At 66.1% G+C, this 24,863-nt stretch carries 19 protein-coding genes and 1 riboswitch; of the genes, 6 read left to right on the forward strand and 13 right to left on the reverse strand.

The window, feature by feature from the left end:
• The first annotated feature begins 200 nt into the window (after nt 1-200).
• A complete protein-coding gene (locus AC3G88_RS07665) occupies nt 201-2,522 on the forward strand; it encodes an NADP-dependent malic enzyme (protein WP_400395114.1) in 2,322 nt (773 codons plus the stop codon).
• Between the two features lie 172 nt (nt 2,523-2,694).
• Here AC3G88_RS07665 and AC3G88_RS07670 read toward each other — a convergent pair whose 3' ends face one another.
• The 6 genes from AC3G88_RS07670 to AC3G88_RS07695 form a co-directional block, all read right to left on the reverse strand.
• Nucleotides 2,695-2,940, reverse strand: a complete 246-nt coding sequence (locus AC3G88_RS07670; protein ID WP_029051014.1) for a hypothetical protein — start codon at nt 2,938-2,940, stop codon at nt 2,695-2,697.
• A 241-nt stretch (nt 2,941-3,181) separates the two neighbouring features.
• On the reverse strand, nt 3,182-4,258 hold the full coding sequence (locus tag AC3G88_RS07675) for a porin (RefSeq protein ID WP_488771197.1): 1,077 nt from the start codon (nt 4,256-4,258) through the stop codon (nt 3,182-3,184).
• A gap of 204 nt (nt 4,259-4,462) precedes the next feature.
• The gene (gene uraD / locus AC3G88_RS07680) at nt 4,463-4,984 is read right to left on the reverse strand and encodes a 2-oxo-4-hydroxy-4-carboxy-5-ureidoimidazoline decarboxylase (protein WP_488771198.1); all 522 of its coding nucleotides are present in this window, start codon (nt 4,982-4,984) and stop codon (nt 4,463-4,465) included.
• The gene (puuE, locus tag AC3G88_RS07685) at nt 4,981-5,925 is read right to left on the reverse strand and encodes an allantoinase PuuE (protein WP_488771200.1); all 945 of its coding nucleotides are present in this window, start codon (nt 5,923-5,925) and stop codon (nt 4,981-4,983) included. Before puuE ends, uraD begins: the two co-directional genes overlap by 4 nt.
• Before the next feature lie 219 nt (nt 5,926-6,144).
• Nucleotides 6,145-7,551, reverse strand: coding sequence for a nucleobase:cation symporter-2 family protein (locus AC3G88_RS07690; protein ID WP_488771201.1), 1,407 nt, complete (start codon nt 7,549-7,551; stop codon nt 6,145-6,147).
• Nucleotides 7,552-7,759: 208 nt separating this feature from the next.
• Nucleotides 7,760-8,503 (reverse strand): GntR family transcriptional regulator, encoded by a 744-nt coding sequence (locus AC3G88_RS07695; protein ID WP_153947557.1) that lies wholly within the window; start codon nt 8,501-8,503, stop codon nt 7,760-7,762.
• Between the two features lie 346 nt (nt 8,504-8,849).
• Here AC3G88_RS07695 and uraH point away from each other — a divergent pair, with 346 nt between their 5' ends.
• Both uraH and AC3G88_RS07705 read left to right on the forward strand, forming a co-directional pair.
• Nucleotides 8,850-9,203: a hydroxyisourate hydrolase gene (uraH, locus tag AC3G88_RS07700; protein ID WP_153947558.1), complete on the forward strand. Its 354-nt coding sequence runs from the start codon at nt 8,850-8,852 to the stop codon at nt 9,201-9,203.
• Nucleotides 9,204-9,234: 31 nt separating this feature from the next.
• Nucleotides 9,235-10,446: a urate hydroxylase PuuD gene (locus AC3G88_RS07705; protein ID WP_153947559.1), complete on the forward strand. Its 1,212-nt coding sequence runs from the start codon at nt 9,235-9,237 to the stop codon at nt 10,444-10,446.
• Nucleotides 10,447-10,568: 122 nt separating this feature from the next.
• On the opposite strand, the gene AC3G88_RS07710 is transcribed toward AC3G88_RS07705, so the two are convergent.
• From AC3G88_RS07710 to xdhA, 7 genes are all read right to left on the reverse strand, one after another.
• Nucleotides 10,569-11,144: a TMEM165/GDT1 family protein gene (locus tag AC3G88_RS07710; protein WP_153947560.1), complete on the reverse strand. Its 576-nt coding sequence runs from the start codon at nt 11,142-11,144 to the stop codon at nt 10,569-10,571.
• A 30-nt stretch (nt 11,145-11,174) separates the two neighbouring features.
• A riboswitch (yybP-ykoY riboswitch) is annotated at nt 11,175-11,396 on the reverse strand.
• A gap of 67 nt (nt 11,397-11,463) precedes the next feature.
• Nucleotides 11,464-12,645 carry a fatty acid desaturase gene (locus AC3G88_RS07715; RefSeq protein WP_488771203.1) on the reverse strand — a complete coding sequence of 394 codons (1,182 nt, stop codon included), beginning with the start codon at nt 12,643-12,645 and terminating at the stop codon, nt 11,464-11,466.
• A 174-nt stretch (nt 12,646-12,819) separates the two neighbouring features.
• Nucleotides 12,820-14,163 carry a guanine deaminase gene (guaD, locus tag AC3G88_RS07720; protein ID WP_488771204.1) on the reverse strand — a complete coding sequence of 448 codons (1,344 nt, stop codon included), beginning with the start codon at nt 14,161-14,163 and terminating at the stop codon, nt 12,820-12,822.
• Nucleotides 14,164-14,247: 84 nt separating this feature from the next.
• Nucleotides 14,248-15,312: an adenosine deaminase gene (locus AC3G88_RS07725; protein ID WP_400391574.1), complete on the reverse strand. Its 1,065-nt coding sequence runs from the start codon at nt 15,310-15,312 to the stop codon at nt 14,248-14,250.
• 43 nt (nt 15,313-15,355) lie between these two features.
• Entirely contained in the window at nt 15,356-16,360 is a 1,005-nt protein-coding gene (xdhC, locus tag AC3G88_RS07730; RefSeq protein ID WP_488771206.1) for a xanthine dehydrogenase accessory protein XdhC, read from the reverse strand.
• 33 nt (nt 16,361-16,393) lie between these two features.
• Nucleotides 16,394-18,772 (reverse strand): xanthine dehydrogenase molybdopterin binding subunit, encoded by a 2,379-nt coding sequence (gene xdhB / locus AC3G88_RS07735; protein ID WP_488771207.1) that lies wholly within the window; start codon nt 18,770-18,772, stop codon nt 16,394-16,396.
• Nucleotides 18,773-18,783: 11 nt separating this feature from the next.
• Complete coding sequence (gene xdhA / locus AC3G88_RS07740; protein WP_488893256.1) at nt 18,784-20,280, reverse strand: xanthine dehydrogenase small subunit; 1,497 nt, start codon at nt 20,278-20,280, stop codon at nt 18,784-18,786.
• A gap of 278 nt (nt 20,281-20,558) precedes the next feature.
• On the opposite strand from xdhA, the gene AC3G88_RS07745 reads away from it, so the two are divergent.
• The 3 genes from AC3G88_RS07745 (at nt 20,559) to AC3G88_RS07755 (ending at nt 24,859) form a co-directional block, all read left to right on the forward strand.
• Complete coding sequence (locus AC3G88_RS07745) at nt 20,559-21,515, forward strand: LysR substrate-binding domain-containing protein (protein ID WP_488771209.1); 957 nt, start codon at nt 20,559-20,561, stop codon at nt 21,513-21,515.
• 134 nt (nt 21,516-21,649) lie between these two features.
• A complete protein-coding gene (locus AC3G88_RS07750; RefSeq protein WP_488771210.1) occupies nt 21,650-22,258 on the forward strand; it encodes a DUF4126 domain-containing protein in 609 nt (202 codons plus the stop codon).
• A 45-nt stretch (nt 22,259-22,303) separates the two neighbouring features.
• Nucleotides 22,304-24,859: an ABC transporter permease gene (locus AC3G88_RS07755; protein ID WP_488771211.1), complete on the forward strand. Its 2,556-nt coding sequence runs from the start codon at nt 22,304-22,306 to the stop codon at nt 24,857-24,859.
• The last annotated feature ends 4 nt before the right edge of the window (nt 24,860-24,863 follow it).

The raw sequence follows: 24,863 nt of genomic DNA on the forward strand, positions 1-24,863 counted from the left end.
GCATGCATTCGTCGACATTCGTCCACCGGCTTGTTTCGCGGGTGGACGAATCGCACTGGCTACCGTGAAGTAAAAGGAGTTTTTTCGACGCTGCGCCGTAAAAACACTGTCCGGACCCAGGCAAAGCCCTTCCGGCAGGGGATGGGTGGGCATAGAATGGCTGCTCGATTTTTTTCGCCTTCTCTTCCCGGACAAGCAGAATGAGCAGCAAGACCAGCGGTGATGCACCGCAACACGCCCCGAACAGCCCCGAAGCGCAACTGCGTCTGGCCGCGCTGGAATACCACCGCAGCCCGACCAAGGGCAAGATCCAGGTAACGGCCACCAAGGCGCTGTCGAACCAGCGCGACCTGTCGCTGGCCTATTCGCCGGGCGTGGCCTACGCCTGTGAAGAGATCCACAAGGACCCCGCGATGGCCGCCGAGTACACCTCGCGCGCCAACCTGGTGGCGGTGATCACCAACGGGACGGCGGTGCTGGGCCTGGGCGACATCGGTCCGCTGGCCGGCAAGCCGGTGATGGAAGGCAAGGGCTGCCTGTTCAAGAAGTTCGCCGGCATCGACGTGTTCGACATCGAACTCGATGCGCGCGACCCGGACAAGATCGTCGAGATCGTCGCCGCGCTGGAACCCACGCTGGGCGGCGTGAACCTCGAAGACATCAAGGCGCCCGAGTGCTTCTACATCGAGAAGAAGCTGCGCGAGCGCATGAACATCCCCGTCTTCCATGACGACCAGCACGGCACCGCCATCATCTCGGCCGCGGCACTGCTGAACGGCCTGAAGGTGGTGGGCAAGGAAATCGGCAAGGTCAAGGTGGCCGTGTCGGGCGCGGGCGCTGCAGCCATTGCCTGCCTGGACACGATGGTCAGCCTGGGCGTGAAGCGCGAGAACGTGTATGTGGTCGACTCGAAGGGCGTGATCTTCCAGGGCCGCGACGCGAACATGGAAGCCAACAAGGCCCGTTACGCGCAGGACACGGCGGACCGCACGCTGGCCGACATCGTCAAGCATGCCGACGTCTTCCTGGGCTGCTCCACCGCGGGCGTGCTGACCGGCGACATGGTCAAGACCATGGCCGACAAGCCGATCATCCTGGCGCTGGCCAACCCGGAACCGGAAATCCGCCCGGAAGTGGCCAAGGCCGCCCGTCCGGACTGCATCATCGCCACCGGCCGTTCGGACTATCCGAACCAGGTGAACAACGTGCTGTGCTTCCCGTACATCTTCCGTGGCGCGCTCGATTGCGGCGCCACGAAGATCACGGAGGAAATGAAGCTGGCGTGCGTGAAGGCCATCGCCGAGCTGGCCGAAGCCGAACTGAACGATGCCGTTGCCGCGGCCTACGGCGGCCGCGAACTGAAGTTCGGCCCCGACTACATCATCCCGACGCCGTTCGACCAGCGCCTGATCGAGAAGATCGCGCCGGCCGTGGCCAAGGCTGCGGAAGAGTCGGGCGTGGCCACGCGTCCGATCAAGGACCTGGAAGCCTACCGCCAGCAGCTGTCGAGCTACGTCTACCACACCGGCCTGATCATGAAGCCGGTGTTCTCGGCCGCCAAGGCCGCGCCGAAGCGCGTGGCCTACGCCGAAGGCGAGGAAGAGCGCGTGCTGCGCGCCGTGCAGGGTGTGGTGGACGAAGGCCTGGCCCGTCCGATCCTGATCGGCCGCCCGCACGTGATCCAGATGCGCATCGAAAAGGCCGGCCTGCGCCTGCGCGCCGGTGCGGACTTCGAACTGATCAACCCGGAAGACGATCCGCGCTACCGCGCCTATCACGAGGAATACCACGCGCTGCGTGGCCGTGATGGCGTGACGCCGGACATGGCCAAGGTGGCGCTGCGCCGCTCCAACACGCTGATCGGCACGATGCTGATGCACATGGGCGATGCCGACGCGCTGCTGTGCGGCACGGTCGGCCGCTTCGAGGCTCATCTCGAACACGTGCGTGACGTGATCGGCCTGGCGCCGGACGCCAAGGTCTTTGCCGCGATGAACGCGCTGATGCTGGAAAAACATACGCTGTTCATCACCGACACGTTCGTCAACGATGATCCGAGCGCCGAGGAACTGGCCGCGATCGCGCAACTGGCGGCCAAGGAAATCGGCCGCTTCGGGCTGCATCCGAAGGTGGCCATGATGTCGCACTCGATGTTCGGTTCGTCGAACCGTCCGTCGGCGCGCAAGATGCGCGAAGCGGCGGAGATCCTGGCCCGCGTGGCACCGGAACTCGAAGTGGAAGGCGAAATGCAGGGCGACGCCGCCCTCGATGAAGACGTGCGCCGCCACTTCCTGCCGGGCACCAAGCTGGCCGGCAGCGCCAACCTGCTGGTCATGCCGACGCTGGATTCGGCCAACATCGCGTTCAACCTGCTCAAGATGACGGGCGGCCAGGGCGTGACGGTGGGCCCGATCCTGCTGGGCGCCGCCAAGCCGGTTCACATCCTGAATCCGCAGGCCACCACCCGCCGCATCGTCAACATGACGGCCGTGGCCGTTGCGGAGGCTGGCGCGATCCGCTAAGCACCTGCACCCGATCTGAGAGTTTTGCAGATCTGATGGTCGCAAAAGGAAACCGGGCCGCGAGAGATTCTCGCGGCCCGGTTTTTTGTCGGTGCGCTGGCACGTCTGCCGGGGTGTCAGCGCGTCGGCGGGTCAGTACGCACGGGTGGCGTGTGCCCAGCCAAGACCTTGGCTATTGCAGCACGTTGTACTGCTCCCGCATCACCACGATGATCGAACGGGCCGCGGCCATCTGCTGTGCCAAATCGTCGAAGGTGTCCTGGCGAAAATCGACCTCAGCACTCCAGTTGCAACCCGTGTGGTCCGGCGAATGCACGCGCATCGCATGCAACTCCACCTCGCCGCATTCCGGGTTGTTGTCCAGGCACTGGCTCAGGATGGCCATCAGTTCCGATCGGGATTTCACATAGCGCCGCATGCGTCACCTCACTCGTCCTGGTTTACGTGGTCCGGCACACAGTCCGGAAGACCAATCTAGGTAGAACAGGGGGGCGCCGCCAATTGAATCGCCCTATGGAGCAATGGCTTCCGATCCTGCTGCATTGGCGCAAGATCGCGCTGCGGCGCAGCATTGTGGCGCAACGGTGACTGCCGCGCGCAAGAAAAAAGCCTGCCGCGCGGGCAGGCTTCAGTGCTGCGGGTGTAGCCGACTGCCGTGATCAGAAGCGGTGGCGAACGCCGACGCCGAAGGTGTCGCCGTGCTCTACGCCCGTGACCTTGTCGTAGTAGTACGCGGCGTACACGTCGGTGCGCTTCGACAGGTTGTAGTCGTAGGCCACGCCTAACGTATTGCGCTTGATGCTGGTCACTTCGTTCAGCACGCGGCCGAACGTGTACGACGCCAGCACGTTACCCGCGCCGACCGGCACCGACACACCGGCCTGGCCGTCGATGTGCTTGATGTCGCCCGTGGTGCTGGTCGTGAAGTTCGTCTTGATGTACTGGCCTTGCAGGTACGCCTTCACGAACTTGAAGTCGTACGTCACGCCAGCCTGGACGGCCGACTGCTTGTCGAGGTTGGCCAGCGCCGGGTTCTGCGGGTCGAACGGTGCCACGTCGAACTTGACCTGCTGGAACGCCACCGTGGCGGCGAAGTTGCCCGAGAAGTAGGTCAGGTTGCCGCCCCACTTGTTCTTGCTGTTGCTGCCAGCCGACTCGCCCATGCCGTAGATCAGGTTGGCGGTCAGGCCGCCGAAGGTCGGCGTCGAGTAGACCAGCGAGTTGTTCCAGCCCGAGTCACCGATGATGCCCGGATCGTACAGGCCCGTGCCCGGCGTACCGAAGTACGTATGGAAGATCATCGGGCTGAAGGTGTACGAGTCCACCAGCGGGTTGAACAGGATCGTCGACACGAAGTACGGCGTCGTGTTGCGGCCCAGCTTCAGCGTGCCGTACTTGTCGTTCGTCAGGCCGACGAACGCGTTGCGGCTGAACATCGAGTCGCCGGTGAAGCGGCCCGTGCTGCCGGTGTCCGGGCGGAAAAAGCCGTTCAGGTCGAAGATGGCCTTCGTGCCCATGCCCAGGTCCTCGGTACCCTTGATGCCCCAGTACGAGGTTTGCATGCCACCAGAATTGACAACGTAGGCACGGTCGCCCGAGCCCGGTGCCTTGACACCTCCGACAAAAGCGTCGGCCATGCCGTACAGCGTCACGCTGGACTGGGCCATGGCTGCGCCGGAGAAAAGGGTGGCCGCGATTGCCGCCAGCTTGAGAGCCGGCTTGTACTGCTTCGTCATGTAAGACCTCCGTGGTTGTGATGCTGCTCAGAACGTTTTCTTGTGTGCCGGGACCCTGGCGGGGTCTTCTTCTGCTTTGTCCCTCGGCCGCGCACGGTATCTGCCAGTGGCAGTTGGCACCGGCGCGGCCGGGTCCTTTTTTACAGCGATGCTGCGTCGCTGAACGTTCCTGAATTTCTCTCTCTTGACTGCCGTGGATTTTTTTCAGGCGGATACTAAGTCGTTCAGGCGGAACTGCGCAATGCGATGAATCTGGTTGATGCATGTTTGCAACTCCACCGCCGGCTCGTTTTCGATACGTCTTGCAAAAGCGTCGATGATCCCGTGCCGGTCGTAGCCGCGCACGGCCAGGATGAACGGGAAGCCGAACTTGCGGTTGTAGGCCGCGTTCAGGTCCTGCAGGCGCTGGAATTCCTCGGCCGTGCACTGGTCCAGGCCGGCTCCGGCCTGTTCGCGCGTGGATTCGGCGGTCAGCTCGCCCCGGACGGCGGCGCGGCCGGCCAGCTCCGGGTGGGCGCGCACCAGCTTGATCTGGGCTTCCTGGCCCGCCGCGTCAACGGCGCCGCGCAGCGCGGCAGCCAGTTCGGCCGCGTTGGCAAACGGGCGCTGCTTCGCGGCCGCTTCGGCAAACCACGGCGAGTGTTCGTAGATGCCGCCGAGTACCTGGACGAACTCGGCTTCGGGCATCGCATTCAGCTGGGTGATGGTGTAGGGGTTCTGGCTCATGCCTGGCTCCGGTACGGGTGGGTGTCGATCCAGTGGCGCGCGATGTCCACGCGCCGGCAGATCCATACCTTGTCGTGCGACTGCACGTAGTCCAGGAACCGCTGCAGTGCGCGGAAGCGTCCCGGGCGCCCCAGCAGGCGGCAGTGCATGCCCACCGACAGCATCTTCGGCTGATCGAGCCCGCGCGGATCGCCTTCGGCGTACAGCACGTCGAACGCGTCCTTCAGGTACTGGAAGAACTGCTCGCCCGTGTTGAAGCCCTGCGGCGTGGCAAAGCGCATGTCGTTGGAGTCGAGGGTGTACGGCACCACCAGGTGTGGCTTCTTCTCGCCCCCGGTGACTTCCACCTCGGTCCAGAAGGGCAGGTCGTCGCCGTAATAGTCGGCGTCGTACAGCAGGCCGCCGTGTTCGACCACCAGCTTGCGCGTGTTGGGACTGTCGCGGCCGGTGTACCAGCCCAGCGGCATGTCGCCGGTCAGTTCCTTGATGATCTGCATGCCGATGCGCATGTGCTCGCGCTCGGTAGCCTCGTCGATGTTCTGGTAGTGGATCCAGCGCCAGCCGTGGCAGGCGATCTCGTGGCCCAGTTCCACGAAGGCGCGCGTCAGTTCGGGATGGCGCTGCAGGGCCATCGACACGCCAAAGATGGTCAGCGGCAGCTTGCGTTGCTCGAACTCGCGCAGGATGCGCCAGACGCCGGCGCGCGAACCATACTCGTAGATGCCTTCCATGCTCATGTGCCGCGCGGGGTAAGCCGCGGCACCGACGATCTCGGACAGGAACTGCTCCGACGCGGCGTCGCCGTGCAGCACGCAGTTCTCGCCGCCTTCTTCGTAATTGAGCACGAACTGCAGCGCGATACGCGCACCGCCCGGCCAGCGGGCGTGCGGTGGCTGGGCGCCATAGCCGATGAGATCGCGTGGATAGTTATCGTGTGTCATCTCGTTGTGTCTGCTTCAGGAGAGAAATCCAAACTGCTGCCCCCGACCCGCTGTTCGGGCGAGGGCCTGGCCGGAACCTGGAGCGCACTGGCTTACGCAAAGCGCGTGCCAGATTTCCGGCGAAAGACTTGACAACCGTGCGCAACGTGCCGTGGATTGTCCGTGCGCAATTGTCGAGTCCGATTGTCAGCGTCGATTGTTCGTCGTTGGCGTGTGGCGTTACTCCGTGCCGTGGCTGTTCGCGGCGGCGTTGCGCATGGCTTCCTCGGCCGACTGGATGCCGTTGAAGAACAGGTTCAGCGCCACCGCCACGATGGTGCCCAGCACGATGCCGCTGTGCGTGAACGGGTCGGTCCACTTGGGCAGGTACTGGAACAGCGTGGGCGACAGGGTCGGGATCATGCCGAAGCCGATCGAGATCGCCACGATGAACAGGTTGTGGCGGTTGCGGTTGAAATCGCACCCGCCCAGGATGCGGATGCCGGTGGCCGCCACCATGCCGAACATCACGATGCCGGCGCCGCCCAGCACGAACTGCGGCACCGAGGCCACCACGTGCGCCATCTTCGGGAACAGGCCGAACGCGATCAGGATCAGGCCGCCGGCCGCCGCCACGTAGCGCGAGCGCACGCCGGTCACCGTGACCAGGCCCACGTTCTGCGAGAACGACGTGTACGGGAACGTGTTGAACACCCCGCCGATCACCGTGCCCAGGCCGTCGGCGCGCAGGCCGGCCGTCAGGTCCTTCGTGCTCAGCTTGCGGCCGGTGATGTCGGACAAGGCCAGGAACATGCCGGTCGATTCCACCAGCGTGATCAGCATGACGATGCACATCGACAGCACGGCGGTCAGCTGGAACGTCGGCATGCCGAAGTGCAGCGGCGTGATGACGGCCACGAAGCTGGCGTCATGGAGCCCGTCGAACGATACCTTGCCGAACGCCATGGACACGAAGGTGCCGATGATGATGCCGAGCAGCACGGCGCAGTTGGCCACCAGACCACGGCCATAGCGGGTGAGCGCCAGGATGACCAGCAGCGTCAGGCCGGCGATGGCCAGGTTGCCCAGGTCGCCATACGCCAGGTTCGGCACGTCCTTGACCACGCCGTCGATCACCGCGCGCGTGGTGGGCTGGCCGCCCCCCGCCCAGTTGATGCCCACGCGCATCAGCGACACGCCGATCAGGGTGATCACCGTGCCCGTGACCACGGGTGGGAAGAGTCCGAGCATGCGCCCCATCATGGGCGCAATCAGTATGCCGAACACCCCGGAAGCGATCACCGCGCCGTAGATGCCCAGCAGGCCGACGTTGGGATCGTTGCCGATGGCGATCATCGGCGCTACCGACGCAAACGTGACGCCCATCATCACCGGCATGCGGATACCGAACTTCCAGAAGCCGATGGCCTGGATCAGCGTGGCCAGGCCGGCCGCGAAGAGGTCGGCGTTGATCAGGAAGGCCAGCTGGTCCTTCGGGAGCTTGAGCGCCCCGCCAACGATCAGCGGGACGGCAACCGTGCCGGCATACATCACCAGCACGTGCTGCAGGCCCAGCGCCAGCAACCGCCCGGAGGGCAGCCGCTCGTTTGTCAGATCCGTGGGGACCGTGGTGCTTGCGGAATTCATGGGTGTGTCTCCTCTCCTTTGGTTTCGATGGGAACGCACGCCGGGTTCCACCCTTGACCGCCTTGTCGTCGCCTTTTGTCGAGGGCGTTTGTTGGCGGTTCTTGTCCGGTTTCAGTCGCGCCTCTGGCGGGCTTGATCAGCGACGGAAAACCGGCGGGATGGCATCGGCAACAGGGGGTCTCTGTTGCCCGGCGGCGGGAACATCGTGCTAGGTGGAGCGGCCCAGCACGGTGCGAAGATCGAAGTTGCCGGGTTCGTCCGGCTGTACGCGGTCCGCGCAGGCGCCAAGGTGGTGCGCCATGCGCGACTGGGCCAGTGCGGCATCGCCCTGTTCCAGTGCGTCGAGAATGTCGTCGTGCTCGTCGAACGAGCAGGCGTTGTGGCCGGGGGCTTCGACGCTGGCAATCATCAGCGTGGTGCGCGACACCAGCCGGCGCATCATCGTCACCAGCAGTTCGTTGCCGGAAAGGTCGGCCAGTGCGGTGTGGAATTCGGCGGACAGGCGGATCCAGGTGGGACGCTCGTGGGTCAGGAAGGCCTGGCGCTCGTCGTTGACCATCTTGCGCAGCGGAGCGATCACGGTGCGCACGTTCGGCATGGCGGCCAGCTTTTCCAGCACCGCGCGCTCCAGCATCTGGCGCAGTTCGAACATGTCATGGGCCTCGTCGGTGGACGGGCTGGCGATGAACGCGCCGCGATTCGGCTCCAGATCGACCATGCCGTCGGCGGCCAGGCGCGACAGCACCTTGCGCACCGTGTGACGTGCGGTGGCATAGATTTCGCAAAGCGAATGCTCGGTCAGCTTCGTCCGGGGCGGCAGCCGGTGCTCCATGATCGCGTCGTAGATCTCGTGATACATGCGCTCTTCCACCGACCCCTTGCGGGCGGGCTTGTTATCGGTGGACGCGGGCAGGGCGTCGGCGGCGGCAATCAGCTTGAGATTCTTGGACATGCTGGGCACTCGTGGAAGCGGGACAGGCGATGGTCAGCGATCGTAGCGAGCCGTGCAGGCATCAACATCAAGGGTCTTGATATCGATCATTTGGCTTCGCCGATCTAAAAATTGTTGACAATTATTTGGATATGCAAGCACCATTGTCAACAAAACCGACTCAGGTTTTCGACAACTACGGGTATTTACCGAGTTGTCATCAGGATAGGGCGGGCGCATTGTCGCCTCGCACCAATCCAGCGCCGGGATGCGTTGAAACACGTACCGAGCGGGCACCATTTCCCACAAATGGTGCTAGTGAAGGCAGCGGCGCCCCTCACAACCCACACTCCAAAGGAAGAACAGGATGGGACGCTTGACCACTCACGTTCTCGACACTGCCGCCGGTACGCCCGGTGCCGGCATGTCGGTTACCCTGCATAAAATTGTCGACAATCGTCGCGAGACCCTGAAGTCGATCCAGACCAACCACGACGGCCGTGCCGACCAGCCCCTGCTGGAAGGCGCCGACCTGCAGCCCGGGGTCTACGAACTCGATTTCGGCGCTGGCGCCTACTTCCGTGCCCAGGGCGTGAAGCTGCCCGAGCCGGCATTCCTTGATGTGGTGACGCTGCGTTTCGGCATTGCCGACACGAACGCGCACTACCACGTGCCCCTGCTGGTGTCGCCGTGGTCGTATTCGACCTACCGCGGCAGCTGAGTCAAGGCGGACGGGAACAAGGAGACAAGTCATGGAAGGCTACATTCTCGACTGGGCCAATCTGCTGTTGCGCTGGCTGCACGTCATCACGGCGATCGCCTGGATCGGTTCGTCGTTCTACTTCGTCTGGCTCGATAACAGCCTGACGCGCCCCACCGATGCCGGCCTGAAGGACAAGGGCGTGGACGGCGAGCTGTGGGCCGTGCACGGTGGCGGCTTCTACAATCCGCAGAAGTACCTGACCGCGCCCAAGTCGCTGCCCGAGAACCTGCACTGGTTCTACTGGGAGTCGTATTCCACGTGGATGAGCGGCTTTGCGCTGCTGGTGGTGCTGTACCTGTTCAACGCCAGCACGTTCCTGATCGACAAGAACGTCTACGACATGTCGCCTGGCGCAGCCGTCGGCTTTGCGGTGACGTACCTGATCGTCGGCTGGGTGGTCTACGACGCGATCTGCCGCATCTTCGGCAAGAGCGACCGGACCGTGGGCATTCTGGTGGCGGTGTATGTGGCCGTGGCAGCCTTCGCGGCCTGCCATATCTTCTCGGGCCGCGCGGCATTCCTGCTGACCGGCGCGATGATCGCCACGATCATGAGCGCGAACGTGCTGTTCTGGATCATCCCGGGCCAGCGCAAGGTGGTGGCGGCACTGAAGGCCGGCCAGCCGGTGGACCCGATCCACGGCAAGCGCGGCAAGCAGCGCAGCGTGCACAACACCTACTTCACGCTGCCGGTGCTGTTCGCGATGCTGTCGAACCACTACAGCATGACGTATGCGGCCAAGAACAACTGGCTGGTGCTGATCCTGGTCATGCTGGCCGGTGTACTGATCCGTCAGTTCTTCATCCTGAAGCACAAGGGCAAGATCAACTTCGCGTGGCCGACGGCCGGTGTGGCGTGCCTGGGCCTGGTGGCATTCCTGATCGCCCCGCAGCCGCGCCAGCAAGTGGCGAAGGGCGCCGACGGCGACGCCGCTGCCACGGCCGTGAGCTTCGTGAAGGTTCAGGAAATCATGAACACGCGCTGCGTGCAGTGCCACGCCGAGCAGCCGAAGATGATGCCGACGGCCGCCAAGGGTATCAAGCTCGACAGCGTCGACGGTATCAAGTCGCACGCCCAGCTGATCTACCAGCAGGCCGTGCAGCAGAAGGCCATGCCGCTGGGCAACGTGACCCAGATTACGGACGACGAACGCGCGCTGCTGGGCCAGTGGTTCGAGGGCGGCGCCAAGACGACCAACTGATTTGACCGGGCATCGGTGATCGACGGTCCGGAGGCTGCGCAGTCGGCAGCCGGCTGTACCGGACCGGCGAGGGTTTGAGCGGGGCTTCGGCCCCGTTTTTTTATGTCTGCTGCCGATGTGGGTCAGCCGCCCACGTTGAACAGCGCCAGCAGGCCCAGCACCAGGAAGATCGCCGCGGCAATCTTGTGCACCAGCGCGATTGGCATCTTGTTGGCAAAGCGGTCGCCCAGCAGCACGGCCGGCGCGTTGGCCAGCATCATGCCGAACGTCGTGCCCGCCACCACAGCCAGCACTTCACCATGGAAGCGCGCCGCCAGGGCCACCGTGGCGATCTGCGTCTTGTCGCCCATCTCGGCGAAGAAGAACGCCACGATCGTCGTGCCCAGGATGCCCAGCGCGCCCTTGACCGGCTTGGCTTCCTCGGCGTCGTCGAGCTTGTCCGGAATCAGCATCCAGCCTGCCATCGCAATAAAGCCAAGGCCAAGGATCCAGCGCAGCAGGTTGGCGCCCAGCATGCCGGTGATCCAGCCGCCCAGCGCGCCGGCAAAGCCGTGGTTGACCAGCGTGGCGATCAGGATGCCGAGAATGATGGGAAGGGGCTTGCGATACCGTGCGGCCAGCACGAGCGACAGCAGCTGCGTCTTGTCACCCATTTCGGCGAGCGCGACGATACCTGTGGAGACGAGGAACGATTCCATTTTTATTGGTGCATGAACCGGGCCGCAAACGCATCTCGCGAGATGCCAATGACACACACCTTTCCCGGCCCGGCCAGAAAGGTATGGTCATCGGTCTCGCCAGGCGTCGGACACAAGGTCCTTGGCTGCGCACGCCATAACCGCCTGCCATGTCGGCATTTGGTCAAGTCTGTTGACGTACGCCCCTGTCTTCCGGGTGCCGCATTGCGCGGCGCGGTGAGATCAGGGCGGCTACTCCCCAATGGAAGCCCGCATTGTAGCCAGACCGAAGGATGATGTCCATCAATCTGGCGTTTTTACGATACTTTGCGAATGATTCTCAGGTCGGGACCGGGCTGTTCTCGCTGGTCTGCCGACCGCGGAAATCGGTCCAGCACAGTGCCTTGAAGTCATAGAGCTTGCAGCGCCGCGCGGTCTGGAAGTACCAGCGCCACGAGAAGTTCTCGATGATGATGCGTCCCGGCAGCGCGTGCTCCAGCAGCGCCTGGGCGCGCTTGAGCTGGTACAGCGGCACGCTCATGTCCACGTGGTGTGCCGTGTGCTCCATGATGTGATGCAGTGCCGCGCCAATCCCCATGCCGAAGCGCAGATGCACGGTGGTCGACACGAACGGCTGGGCCTTGGCCCACATCGGCTTGGTGTCGTACCAAGCCACGCTCGTATGCGTGTGGTGGACATAGAGCACGAAGCCGACCGTGGTGTTCCAGACCAGGAAGGGCAGCACGAAGCCGGTGCCGATCATCAGCAGCACGGACTGGTCCGTGGCAATGGCCAGCCACGCCAGCGCGCCGATCCACAGCGCGCCGAAGGCCGCGACGAGCGCGCAGTCCCACATGAAGACCGCCCGGCGCGTGGCCATCTGGCGCTTGCTCGGGAAGAACAGCTTGAACCACCAGATTTCGATCAGGTAGTACAGCCCGGCGCCGAAGCCGTTGCGGTAGATGCGTTCCATCACGCGGCGACGGCGCGGCAGCGCGCGGAATTCCTCGAGCGAGTAGGGCGCCCAGACGAAGTCGAAGCCCTTCAGGTTCGTGTAGCCGTGATGCACGACGTTATGGCCCACTTCCCACAGGCTGTATGGCGTCAGCGACGGCAGGAAGGTCAGCCGGCCCAGCCATTTGTTCAGGCCGCGATGGTCCGTCAGGCTCTGGTGGCAGGCATCGTGGCCGATGATGAACAGCCGCGCGATGATCAGGCCGGCCAGCACGCCCAGGCCCACCTTGGCCCACCATGCCGACAGCAGCACCACGCCGGCCAGCACGGCCGCGAACAGCGCGTAGTCGAACGCGAACAGGCACAGCGCGCGCGACGTGCTGCGCCGGCCCAGCGGGATCAGCCAGCCGCGGATGGTCTTGCGATTGGGAAATGGTGCCTCGAAGGCGATCGGTTCCGGCAGGGGAACGTCGCCGGAAGGGCGGGTCTGTCGGGAGGGGCCGGGTGCGGCCGCCGTGCCGATGTCTTGGGCATCGGCAGGGGAAATGGTGTCGGATCGGGCAGTCATCGATGGTCCAGCGAGTCGGAATGCGGTGGCGCCCAGTCTTCGAGGGCGCACGGATGCGACAGGCTAGAAGGGTTTGATGACGGTTGTGTTGATTCCAGTCAATACAAGACCTCTAAAAGGGGCTTTTCGTTCGCATGCGACCGAAAAGCCCCTTGTCGAAGTGGCGAGCCGTCGTCAGGCTGCCAGTGGCGCATCGGCCGTAGCCTGCTCGCCCATGATGTAGACGCTGTCGATCACGCGGTCGTCGCCCAGCATCGCAAACGCGAACAGTTGCTCCTCCAGCGATGCAGAGCGATGGCTGCGGCGCGCGATCAGCGGCGTGGCCTCGGGGTCCAGCACCACGAAGTCCGCCTCGCAGCCCGGCTCGAAGCTGCCGATACGGTCCTGCCAGCCCAGCGCCTCGGCGGCGGCGCGCGTGGCCAGGTAGAACATGCGCAGCGCGGTCAGGTGATAGCCGCCCATGCGGGCCACCTTGTGGGCCGCGTTCATCGTGCGGAACATCGAGAACGACGTGCCGCCGCCCACGTCGGTGGCCAGCGTCACGTTCAGGCGGTTGGCGTCGGACTGGTGGAAGTCATAGAACCCGCTGCCCAGGAACAGGTTCGACGTGGGGCAGTGCGCCACGGCCGCGCCGCTGTCGGCCAGCCGGCGGCGGTCCTCGGGGTCCAGGTAGATTGCGTGGCCGTAGAACGCACCCGGACGCAGCAGGTTGTAGCGGTCGTAGACGTCCAGGTAGCTGCGGGCGTCGGGAAACAGCTCGCCCACCCATTTCACCTCGTCGCGGTTCTCGGCCACGTGCGTCTGGATAAACACGTCGTCGTGGGCGCGGGCCAGTTCGCCGCAGGCGGCCAGTTGCGCTTCGGTCGATGTCGGCGCAAAGCGCGGCGTGATGGCATAGGCCAGGCGGTCCTTGCCGTGCCACTTCGAGATCAGGTCGGCCGATTCGCGCGCGCCGGACTCGGCGGTGTCGCGCAGGAAGTCGGGGCAGTTGCGATCCATCAGCACCTTGCCCGTGATCATGCGCATGTTGCGCGCCTGGCTGGCCGCGAACAGGCCGTCGGCCGAGGCGGCGTGCACGGTGCTCCAGACCATGGCCGTGGTGGTGCCGTTGCGCAGCAGTTCGTCGGTGAAGAAGTCGGCCACGCCGCGCGCATAGGCGGCGTCGCTGAAGCGGCGTTCCTCGGGGAACGTGTAGGTGTCGAGCCAGTGCAGCAGGCCCGGCGACGGCGACGCGATGATGTCGGTCTGCGGATAGTGGATGTGCGTGTCGATGAAGCCCGGCACGATCAGCTTGCCGCGATGGTCGATCACCTCGGCACCGGCGGGAATCTCGCCCGCCAGGCTGTCGTACGATCCGGCGGCGGCAACGTGGCCGGCCGTCACGATCAGCAGGCCGTCTTCCCAATACTGATAGGCATCGTCATGAAACTGCGGGTCGCGCAGGAAATGAAGGATGCGGCCGCGGATGGCGCGGGTGACGGCACCATGGGTGCCGGAGGCGGGGGAAGTCGTCGTCATCGTCTTGTCTCGGGGCGGCCGGCGCCCCGCCCGTGCCTGGCTGGCAGCGGGCGCGGCATCCGGCGTTCTGGGTATGCGCCCGCTTTAGCTCGTGGAAGTCACGTGGGCCGTCGCGGGCGGGGTCATGGGCGCGGCCGACCAGAAATGGTCGACCTCCGCCAGGAATTCGGCCTTCTGCACGGCAGGCAGGAAGGCCGCTTCAAAACTGTTGCGCGCCAGCTTGTGGGCGTCGGCCGCATCCAGCGGCAGCGCGTCGAACGTGGCTTCCCAGTTGGCGTTCATGTAGCCGCCAAAGTAGGCCGGATCGTCCGAGTGCAGCGTCACGGCCACGCCGGCATCGAGCAGCTGCTTGAGCGAATGGTCGCGCAGGTCCGGATACACCTTCAGCTTCTGGTTCGACAGCGGGCACACGGTCAGCGCAATGCGTTCGCGCGCCAGCCGCGCTACCAGCGCGGCATCGTCGATGGCACGCACGCCATGGTCGATGCGCTCGACCTTGAGGATGTCCAGCGCGTCGGTCACGTACTGGGCCGGGCCTTCTTCGCCGGCGTGCGCCACCAGGTGCAGGCCCAGCGTCTTCGCCTTGGCGAACACGCGCGCGAACTTCTCGGGCGGGTTGCCGCGTTCGGACGAATCCAGGCCCACGCCGACAAAGCGGTCGCGGTAGGGCAGTGCGGCCTCCAGCGTGGCAAACGCGTCTTCCTCCGAAAGGTGGCGCAGGAAGCACAGGATCAGGCTGCTGGAAAAATCGTATTCGGTGCGGGCCTGCGCCAGTGCGTCGGAAATGCCGTCGATCACGGTGCCGATCGGCACGCCGCGCTCGGTATGGGTCTGCGGATCGAAGAAGATCTCGGCATGGCGCACGTTGTCGGCCACGGCGCGCTTGACGTAGTCCATCGTCATGTCGAAGAAATCTTCCTCGGTCAGCAGCACGCTGGCGCCGGCGTAGTAGATGTCCAGGAACGATTGCAGGTCGGTGAACGCGTAGGCCGCGCGCAGCGCCTCCACGTCGGCGTAGGCCAGCTTGACGTGGTTGCGCTGGGCCAGCCGGAAGATCAGCTCGGGTTCGAGCGTGCCTTCGATATGCACGTGCAGTTCGGCCTTGGGGGTACGGCGGATCTTGTCCGCCAGCGCGGCATCGATGGTCATGGGGCCTCTTTTCTATGCTGACAGCCGGATCACGGCTGTGCTGTTACGGAAGCACCGCCTCCAGCCGGTTGGCACGCAGCGCGGCGATGCGCTGCTCGCGAACCTGCAACAGCTGGGCGACGATGGCAACCGCAATCATAGCCGGAGCCTTGTCGGTGATGCCCGCCACCCCCATCGGACACGTCATTTCCGGCAGGCGCGCCGGGTCCACGCCGTGTTCCACCATACGGTGCTCGAACCTGGCGCGCTTGGTCTTCGATCCGATCAGGCCGAAATAGGCAAAATCGGTGCGCCGGAAGATCCGCTCGCAAAGCTGCTGGTCCAGCGCGTGGCTGTGCGTCATGACGATGAAGTACGCGCCGGGCGGCGCCTGGTCGACCACGGACTCGGGCGTATCGGTGGCCTCGGCCTCCACGCTGTCGGGCAGTCCGCCCGGGAACAGCGTGTCGCGTTCGTCCACCCAGTGCACGCGGCACGGCAGCGTCGACAGCACCTTGACCAGCGCGTGGCCCACGTGCCCGGCGCCGAACAGCACCACGTGCATGTCGTCCGGCACCAGCGTGTCGGTCCACGTACCGTCTGCGTGCAGCACAGCGGTATGCAGCATCGCGCGGCTGGCTTCGACCGTGATCGCGCCGTCCGGCGGCACCGTGCGTTGCAACGCCCGACCGGCCCGGAACACGGTCTCGACGGCATCGAGCCACGCCAGGTCGGCTTCGCCCAGTACCTCGAAGGCCAGCTTCACCACGCCGCCGCAGCACTGGCCCAGGGCCGGGCCCAGCGGAATGCGCTCGATACGACGATGGGGATTGCCGCGCACATGACGGTTGGCCAGCATCGCCCGCGCGATATCCATGCCGCGCCATTCCAGATGGCCGCCGCCGATGGTGCCCACCAGGTCGGTGGCCGTGACCAGCATGCGGATGCCGGGCTCGCGCGGCGCGGAACCCTTGACGTCGACGATGGTGACCATCGCCACGGGCACGCCGGCGCGCACCCAGCGGGCGGCATCGGCGAAGCGGAACGGTTTGAGCGGGGCGTCCTGCATGGTGGTCTCTCTTGCTGTCTTGCGTGCCTGGCGTCAGGCGGGTACGGCTTCGGTGCCGGCGGCCTGCGTGGCCATCGCGGCCTGCACGGCTTCCACCGCATCGAGGATGGCTTCGCTGGTGGCGGGCGCGCGCAGCGGCGGGTTGACCCGGTAGTCACCCACGGCGGCAATCGCGTCGCGGATCGCGAAGAACACCGAGAACGGCAGCAGCAGCGGCGGCTCGCCCACGGCCTTCGACCGGTGGATGCTGTCCTCGACGTTGCTGTTCTGGAACAGCCGCACGTGGAAGTCCTCCGGGCAGTCGTTGATCGTCGGGATCTTGTACGTGGACGGTGCGTGCGTCATCAGCTTGCCGTTCTGGTTCCACCACAGTTCCTCGGTGGTCAGCCAGCCCATGCCCTGGATGAAAGCCCCTTCCACCTGGCCAATGTCGATGGCCGGATTCAGCGACTTGCCCGCGTCATGCAGCGCATCGGCGCGCAGCAGCTTCCATTCGCCGGTCAGCGTGTCGACGATCACCTCGGCGCACGCGGCACCGTAGGCGTAGTAGTAGAACGGCCGGCCGTGCAGCGCCTTCTGGTCCCAGTACAGCTTCGGCGTGGTGTAGAAGCCGTCCGACCACAGCTGCACGCGCGCCACATAGGCCTCGCGGGCCAGGTCGCCAAACGGCAGGCGCAGTTCGCCGGCGATCACCAGATCGTCGTTGAAGCGCACCGCATCGGGCTCCACGCCGGCCTTGCGGGCGGCGAATGTGGCCAGGCGCTCGCGGATCTGCCGCGCGGCGTCCTGCGCGGCCTTGCCGTTCAGGTCGGCGCCCGTGGATGCCGCAGTCGCCGACGTGTTGGCCACCTTGCTGGTATCGGTCGCCGTCACGCGCACGCGCTCCATGCGGATACCCAGTTCGTGCGCCACCACCATCGCCACCTTGGTGTTCAGGCCCTGGCCCATTTCGGTGCCGCCGTGGTTCACCAGCACCGACCCGTCGTTGTAGACGTGCACCAGCGCGCCGGCCTGGTTGTAGTGCGCCACGTTGAACGAGATGCCGAACTTGACAGGCGTGATGGCGATGCCCTTCTTCAGCACCGGGCTCCTGGCGTTGAATTCGCGCGTGGCGGCGCGGCGGGCCTGGTATTCGGACGTGGCCACGAGTTCGTCGATCAGCTCGTGGATGACGTTGTCTTCCACGGTCTGGCCATACGGCGTGACATTGCGCTCGCCCTTGCCGTAGAAGTTGGCGCGGCGCACGTCGAGCGAATCCTTGCCCACGTTGCGCGCCACGTTGTCGAGGATGTACTCGATCGCGAACGCCCCCTGCGGGCCGCCAAAGCCGCGGAAGGCGGTATTGCTCTGCGTGTTGGTCTTGGCGCAATAGCCGTCGATCTGCACGTTCGGCAGCCAGTAGGCGTTGTCGAAGTGGCAGATGGCGCGCGTCATCACCGGGCCGGAGAGGTCGGCCGAGAAGCCGGCGCGCGACACCATTTCCACGCGCACGCCCTCGATGCGGCCATCGTCGTCATGGCCCACGTCGAAATCGAACGTGAAGTCGTGGCGCTTGCCGGTGATCATCATGTCGTCGTCGCGGTCCGGACGCAGCTTGACCGGGCACAGCAGCTTCCAGGCCGCCAGCGACGCGCAGCACGCGAACATGGCCGACTGCGATTCCTTGCCGCCAAAGCCGCCACCCATGCGGCGGCATTCCACCAGCACCTGGTGCGCATGCCAGCCCAGCATGTGGGCCACGGCGTGCTGCATCTCGGTCGGGTGCTGGGTCGAGCACCAGACATGCATGCCGTCGTTTTCGCGTGGGGCGGCGTAGGCGATCTGGCCTTCCAGATAGAACTGTTCCTGGCCCCCGAGCTGGATCTTCGCGTGGTCGCGGTGCCGCGCGGCGCCGATGTGCCTGGCCGGTTCGCCGCGCGTCAGGTGCATCGGCGGCAGTACGTAGCTGCCGGCCGCGTGCGCGGCCTCGGGCGTCAGCACCGGGGGCAGGTCTTCGTAGTCGATATCGGCCAGGCGGGCGGCGCGGCGCGCGGCGTCGTGGGACGACGCCACCACCACGAAGATCGGCTGGCCGATGAACTGCACCACGTCCTTCGCCAGGATCGGATCGTCGTGGATGATCGGGCCGCAGTCGTTGACACCGGGAATGTCGTCCACGGTCAGCACGGCCACCACGCCGGGCGCCTTGCGCACGCGGTCCAGGTTGACGTTTTTCAGCCGTGCATGGGCCTTGGTGCTCATGCCCAGGGCGGCGTGCAGCGTGCCGGCCAGCTCGGGGATGTCGTCGGTATAGGTGGCGGTGCCGGCCACGTGCAGGTGGGCCGATTCGTGCGGGCGCGAAATGCCGACCACCGGGGTGGATTCGGCGGCCACGCTGGCGTCGAGCAGGAAGGGTTCGGTTTGCTTGTTCATGGGGGCTCTCCTCAGGCGCTCACGGTTTCACCGGCGCCCACGGCGCGGACGTTGACCATGGCGGCGGGCAGCGCGCCATCACGCGTTTCCAGCCAGAAGCGATAGAGCAGGTTGGCGGCGCCACGGCTGCGGTAGGCGGCAGTGGCCCGCATATCGGTCAGCGGCGTGTAGTCCTGGCCCAGCGCGGCCATGCCGGCGCGCGCGGTGGTCTCGTTCCAGGGCTGCCCGGTCAGCGCGGCCTCGGCCAGCGCGGCGCGCCTGGGCGTGGCGGCCATGCCGCCGAAGGCGATGCACGCGGCCGTGACGATGCCGTTCTCGACCGTGATGCCGAAGGCGGCGCACACGGCGGAAATGTCCTCGTCGAACCGCTTCGACAGCTTGTAGGTGCGGAAATGCTGCGGCCCCTTCACCGGCACGCGCAGCGCGGCCACGAATTCGCCTTCGGCCATGGCTGTCTTCTGGTAGGCCAGATAGAGATCCTCCAGCGGCATCGCGCGGCGCACGTTCCCGTGCTGCAGCACCACTTCGGTGCCCAGCGCAATCAGCGCGGGCATGGAATCGCCGATGGGCGACCCGTTGGCGACGTTGCCGCCCAGGGTGCCGGCATTGCGGATCGGCAGCGACGCAAAGCGTTTCCACAGCTCTTCGAGCTCGGGATGGACGGCATTCAGGGCGGCATAAGCCTTTTCCAGCGTCACGGCGGCGCCAATCTCGATAAAGCCATCGCGCTCGGTGACCGTGTTCAGGTCTTCCACCTGGCCGACGTAGAGCAGGTTCCCCAGTTCGCGGAACTGCTTGGTCACCCACAGGCCCACGTCGGTGCTGCCGGCCAGGATGCGGATATTCGGCTCGGCGGCCTTGATCGCGGCGAACTCGGCGGCGGTGCGCGGGGCGTAGAAGTGCTGGCCGCCCGCGTTGTAATGGAACGTCTCGCCACGCTTCAGGTTGCGCAGGGTGTCGGCGATCTGCTTCGGGTTCAGGCGGCTGGCGGTCGGGGCGGGCAGGGCCATCATGCGCTGGCCGGCATCGACGATCGGGCGGTAGCCGGTGCAGCGGCACAGGTTGCCGGTCAGTGCGTCGCAAATGTCCTGGCGCGCGGGCGGTTCGCCGCCGGGCGTGTGCTGCTGGTAGAGCGCCCACAGCGACATCACGAAGCCGGGCGTGCAGAAGCCGCACTGCGAGCCATGGCACTCGACCATCGCTTCCTGCACCGGGTGCAGGGCGCCGTCGGCCTGGCGCAGGTCTTCGACCGTGATGAGGGCCTTTCCATCGAGCGTGGGCAGGAACTGGATGCAGGCGTTGACCGCCTTGAATTCGACGTTGCCGTCGGCCTGCAGGTCGCCGATCACCACGGTGCAGGCACCGCAGTCGCCTTCGGCGCAGCCTTCCTTGGTGCCCGTGCAGCGCACGTCTTCACGCAGGTACTGCAGCACGGTACGGGTTACGGGGGCGTCGGATACTTCCTGGACCTGGCCGCGGTGGAAAAAGCGGATGGTTTGCGTCTCCATGGTCTTCTCTCTTTCGGGGATGGCTGCAAACATAGCATCAGGCCTTTTCCTGCAATATTTGGCCCATGTGATATGCCCCATCAAGGCGCGTGCCAGTGGGCGGCCCGTGCCCGCCATCGCTGCCCCGGGGCGGCCTAGCGCCGATCTACGGGTCTACCCGTAGTGCATCGGGACGACTGGCCGGATTTGACCGCATCCCCGGTGGCTGTCTTACACTATGCGCCGTTCCCTTCCCCCACGCCACCCACGCCCGCCAAAAGAGCCAGGTGGCACCTGCCATGCACGGACGCGACCATCTCGATACCTATTTGCTGCGGGTACTGCACACCCTGCTGACCGAGCAGAGCGTGACCCGCACCGCCGTCCGCCTGGGCCAGTCGCAGCCGGCCATCAGCAACACGCTCAAGCGGCTGCGCGAAATCACCGGAGACGCCATCCTGGTGCGCGGCAAGAGCGGCATGGTGCCAACCGAGCGCGGCCGCGAACTGCTGCTGCTGGCCGAACAGAGCCTGGCGGCGATGGATCGCATCGCCCGTCCGCCGCAGCAGTTCGATCCGGCCACCACCACGCGGACGTTCCACCTGGGCGCGCCCGACTACCTGGACGCCTTCTTCCTGCCCAATATCGTCGAGCGCGTGCGCCGGCTGGCGCCGGGCGCCAAGCTGTTCGTGCATCCGATGACGCAGTCCACGGATTTCCTGGACGCGCTGGAGCAGGGCCATCTGGACATCGTGGTCGGCAACTGGCTGTCGCCGCCCGAGCACCTGCACATCTCGCCGCTGTTCGACGACGAGGTGGTCTGCATGCTGGGCGCCCAGCACCCGCTGGCCCGCCATGGCCTGACCCTGCGCCACTACCTGGAAATGCCGCATCTGGCGCCCGCGCCGTATGCGTCGATGCAGCGCAGCATGATCGACCAGGCGCTGGCCGAGCAGGGCTACAAGCGCAATATCCAGGTCACCCTGCCGTATTTCGGCCTGGTGCCCTACGTGCTGATGAAGACCGACATGGTATTCACCACGGGCCGCCAGTTTGCCGCCCACTATGCGCAGTACCTGCCCATCCGCATGGTGCCGTCGCCGGTGACGTTCCCGCGCATGCGCTTCTACCAGCTCTGGCACGAACGCTGCCATGCCGCCCCGGACGTGATGTGGCTGCGCCGCATGATCGCCGAAGTGGCCTCCGACCTGCCTCAGCTTCCCCGCCTGGAACCGGCACCGGCCAGCCAGGCCTGACCGATGTGTCGTGCGCTTTACTTGCGCGCCGTACTTGCGCCGACCGCCGTCCTGACGCCCCGGGAGGCCCCTTGACCGCCGCTGGCGGTACACTCACCGGACGTTGAACGCGCGCTCGGTCGCGAGGAGCTCCCATGCTGGAAACCGCTGCGCTGGCTGCGGGCATGTCCTGGGCCAGTGGCCTGCGCCTGTACCTGGCCGTGCTGACGGCGGGCGTGCTGGCCCGCCTGGGCTGGCTTGACCTGCCATCGGGGCTGCAGGTGCTGTCGTCGTGGTGGGTGATCGGTGTGGCCGCGGCGATGACGGTGGCCGAATTCGTGGCCGACAAGGTGCCCGGCTTCGACACCGTCTGGGACGGCATCCAGACCTTTATCCGCATTCCGGCCGGGGCGATCCTGGCCGCCGCCGCGTTTGGCCACATGGACCCGCAGTGGACCGTGGCGGCCGGCCTGATCGGCGGGACGCTGGCCGGCACCGCCCATGCCGCCAAGGCGGGCACGCGGGCGCTGATCAATGTGTCGCCCGAACCTTTTTCGAACTGGGTGGCCTCATTCACCGAGGATATCGGCACGGTGGGCGGGCTGTTGCTGGCGTTCTTCCTGCCGGTCGTGTTCCTGATCCTGCTGGTGCTGTTCCTGGTGCTTGCCGCGTGGCTGGTGCCCAAACTGTGGCGCGGCGCGCGACGGCTGCATGCCAGCCTGCGCGACAAGACACAGCCGGCGTCCCGGCCGCCGGCAAAGTAGCCGCCGCATCGTCCCTGAGACCCTTTTGCCAACCGTCAGCCGAACATGTCGACTGCCTCCGATCCCGTTGTTCCCCAAGCAAGGTTTTCCGCGTGGCGCCAGGCCCTTCGCATGGCGCGCCGCGACTGGCTGGCCGGCGAGCTGACGCTGCTGCTGTTTGCGCTGGTGCTGGCCGTGGCCGCGCTGACCAGCGTGGGCTTCCTGGCCGACCGCATGCGCCTGGGGCTGGAGCGCGACGCGAGGCAGATGATTGCCGCCGACGTGCTGCTGATCTCCGACCAGCCGTTCGACGCCGCCTTCAGCGACCGCGCCCGGCGCGATGGCCTGCAAGTGGCGCAGACGGTGACCTTTCCGAGCATGGCCACGGCGCGGGCCCATGGCGCGCCGGCGCAGGGCGAGGCGCCCAGCCAGCTTGGCGCGCTGAAGGCCGTGACGGACGGCTATCCGCTGCGCGGCCGGCTCAAGGTCGCGCAGACGCCCGGCGGGCCGGAATCGAACGCCGAAGGCATTCCGGCCCCCGGCACGGTGTGGGTGGACGAGGCGCTGCTGACCGCCCTGAACCTGCGGGTCGGCGACGGGCTGCAGCTTGGCAGCAAGACGTTCCGTATCGACAGGATCATCACCCAGGAACTGGATCGCGGCGCCGGCTTCATGAACTTCGCGCCGCGCGTGCTGCTGCCGATGTCGGATCTCGATGCCACGAAGCTGATCGGCTGGGGTAGCCGCGTGACCTACCGCCTGTTGGTGGCGGGCCCCGATGCCGCCGGCGAGGCCTACCGCAAATGGGCCACGGCCGAAATCGAACAGCGCCACCTGCGCAATACCCGCGTGGAATCGCTGGAGTCGGGGCAGCCCCAGATGCGGGCGACGCTGGACCGCGCCGAGCGGTTCCTGTCGCTGGTGGCGGTGCTGTCGTCGATGATCGCGGCGGTGGCCATTGCGATGTCCGCGCGCCGCTACATGCAGCGCCACACCGATGCGTGCGCGGTCTACAAGTGCATGGGACTGTCGCGCGGCCAGATCCTGGCGGCCTTCGGCATCGAGTTCCTGCTGCTGGGCCTGGGGGGCGCGCTCGTGGGCGTGGCGCTGGGCTACGCGGCGCACTACGGGCTGCTGATGTCGCTGGGCGGCCTGCTGCAGGTGTCGCTGCCGCATCCGTCGTGGGTGCCGGCGGTGGTGGGCGTGGCGGCCGGGCTGGTGCTGCTGACCGGGTTTGCGCTGCCGCCGCTGCTGGCGCTGACGCGCATCGCGCCGCTGCGCGTGTTGCGGCGCGACGTGGGCGTGCCGCCCATTTCCGCCTGGGTGGCATATGCCTTGGGCCTGGGGGCGTTCGTTGCGCTGCTGATGGTGGCGGCCCGCGATCTCAAGCTCGGGCTGACCACGGCGGGCGGATTTGCTGGCGCCGGCGTGGTGTTTGCGCTGCTGGCCCTGGGGCTGCTGATGGCGCTGTCGCGCACCATGCGCGGGCGCGCCAGCGGCAGCGTGGGCTGGCGCTTTGCGCTGGCGGTGCTGGAGCGGCGCCGCGGGGTGACCGTGTTGCAGACCGTGGCGCTGGCGGTGGGGCTGATGGCCTTGCTGCTGCTGGGCATGACGCGCAACGACCTGATCGATTCCTGGCGCAACGCCACGCCGGCCGACGCGCCGAACCGCTTCATCATCAATATCCAGCCCGACCAGCGCGAACCGCTGCGAACCATGCTGGCCAGGAGCGGGGTCGATGACCTGCTGTTCCCGATGGTGCGCGGACGCCTGATCCAGATCGGCGACCGGCCGGTGCAGGCCAGCAGCTACCCCGACGGGCGCGCGCGCAACCTGGTGGAGCGCGAGTTCAACCTGTCGTACATGGACAAGATGCCTGACGGCAACGAGGTGGTGGCTGGCCGGTGGGAAGGCGGCGCGTCGGTGGAGGAAGGCATCGCCAAGACGCTGCATATCCGGCTGGGCGATACGCTGCGCTTCGACGTGGCCGGCCAGATCGTCGAGGCGCCGGTGACATCGCTGCGCAAGCTCGAATGGGGCTCGATGCGCGTCAACTTCTTCGTGATCCTCCCGGTGGCAAAGATGCAGGGGCTGCCCGAGACCTACATCACGTCGTTCTACCTGCCGCCGGCCAAGGCGGCGCTGGGCAACCAGCTGACCGCCGCGTTCCCGAACATCACCGTGGTCAACACCGACCTGATCCTGCGCCAGATCCAGAACGTGCTGGACCAGGTGATCGCGGCGGTGGAGTTTCTGTTCGTCTTCACGCTGCTGGCCGGCGTGACAGTGCTCTATGCTGCACTGTCGGGTGCGCGCGACGAGCGCAAGCGCGATGCCGGCCTGCTCAAGGCGCTGGGCGCGCCGGCGTCGCTGGTGCGGCAGACCCAGTATGCGGAATTCCTGGTGGTGGGCGGGCTGGCCGGGTTCCTGGCCGGCCTGGGCGCGATCGGCGTGGGCTGGGGGCTGTCGCAGTTCGTGTTCGACTTTCCGTATCGCTTCAATGCGTGGATTGTGCCGGTCGGCGTGGTTTCTGGCATGCTGTGCGCTTTTGCCGGCGGCTGGCTCGGCTTGCGCGAGGTGCTGCGGCAGCCGGCGCTGGCCACGCTGCGCGATGTGAACTGATTGG

The sequence above is a fragment of the Cupriavidus sp. 86D6 genome (assembly GCF_057815095.1).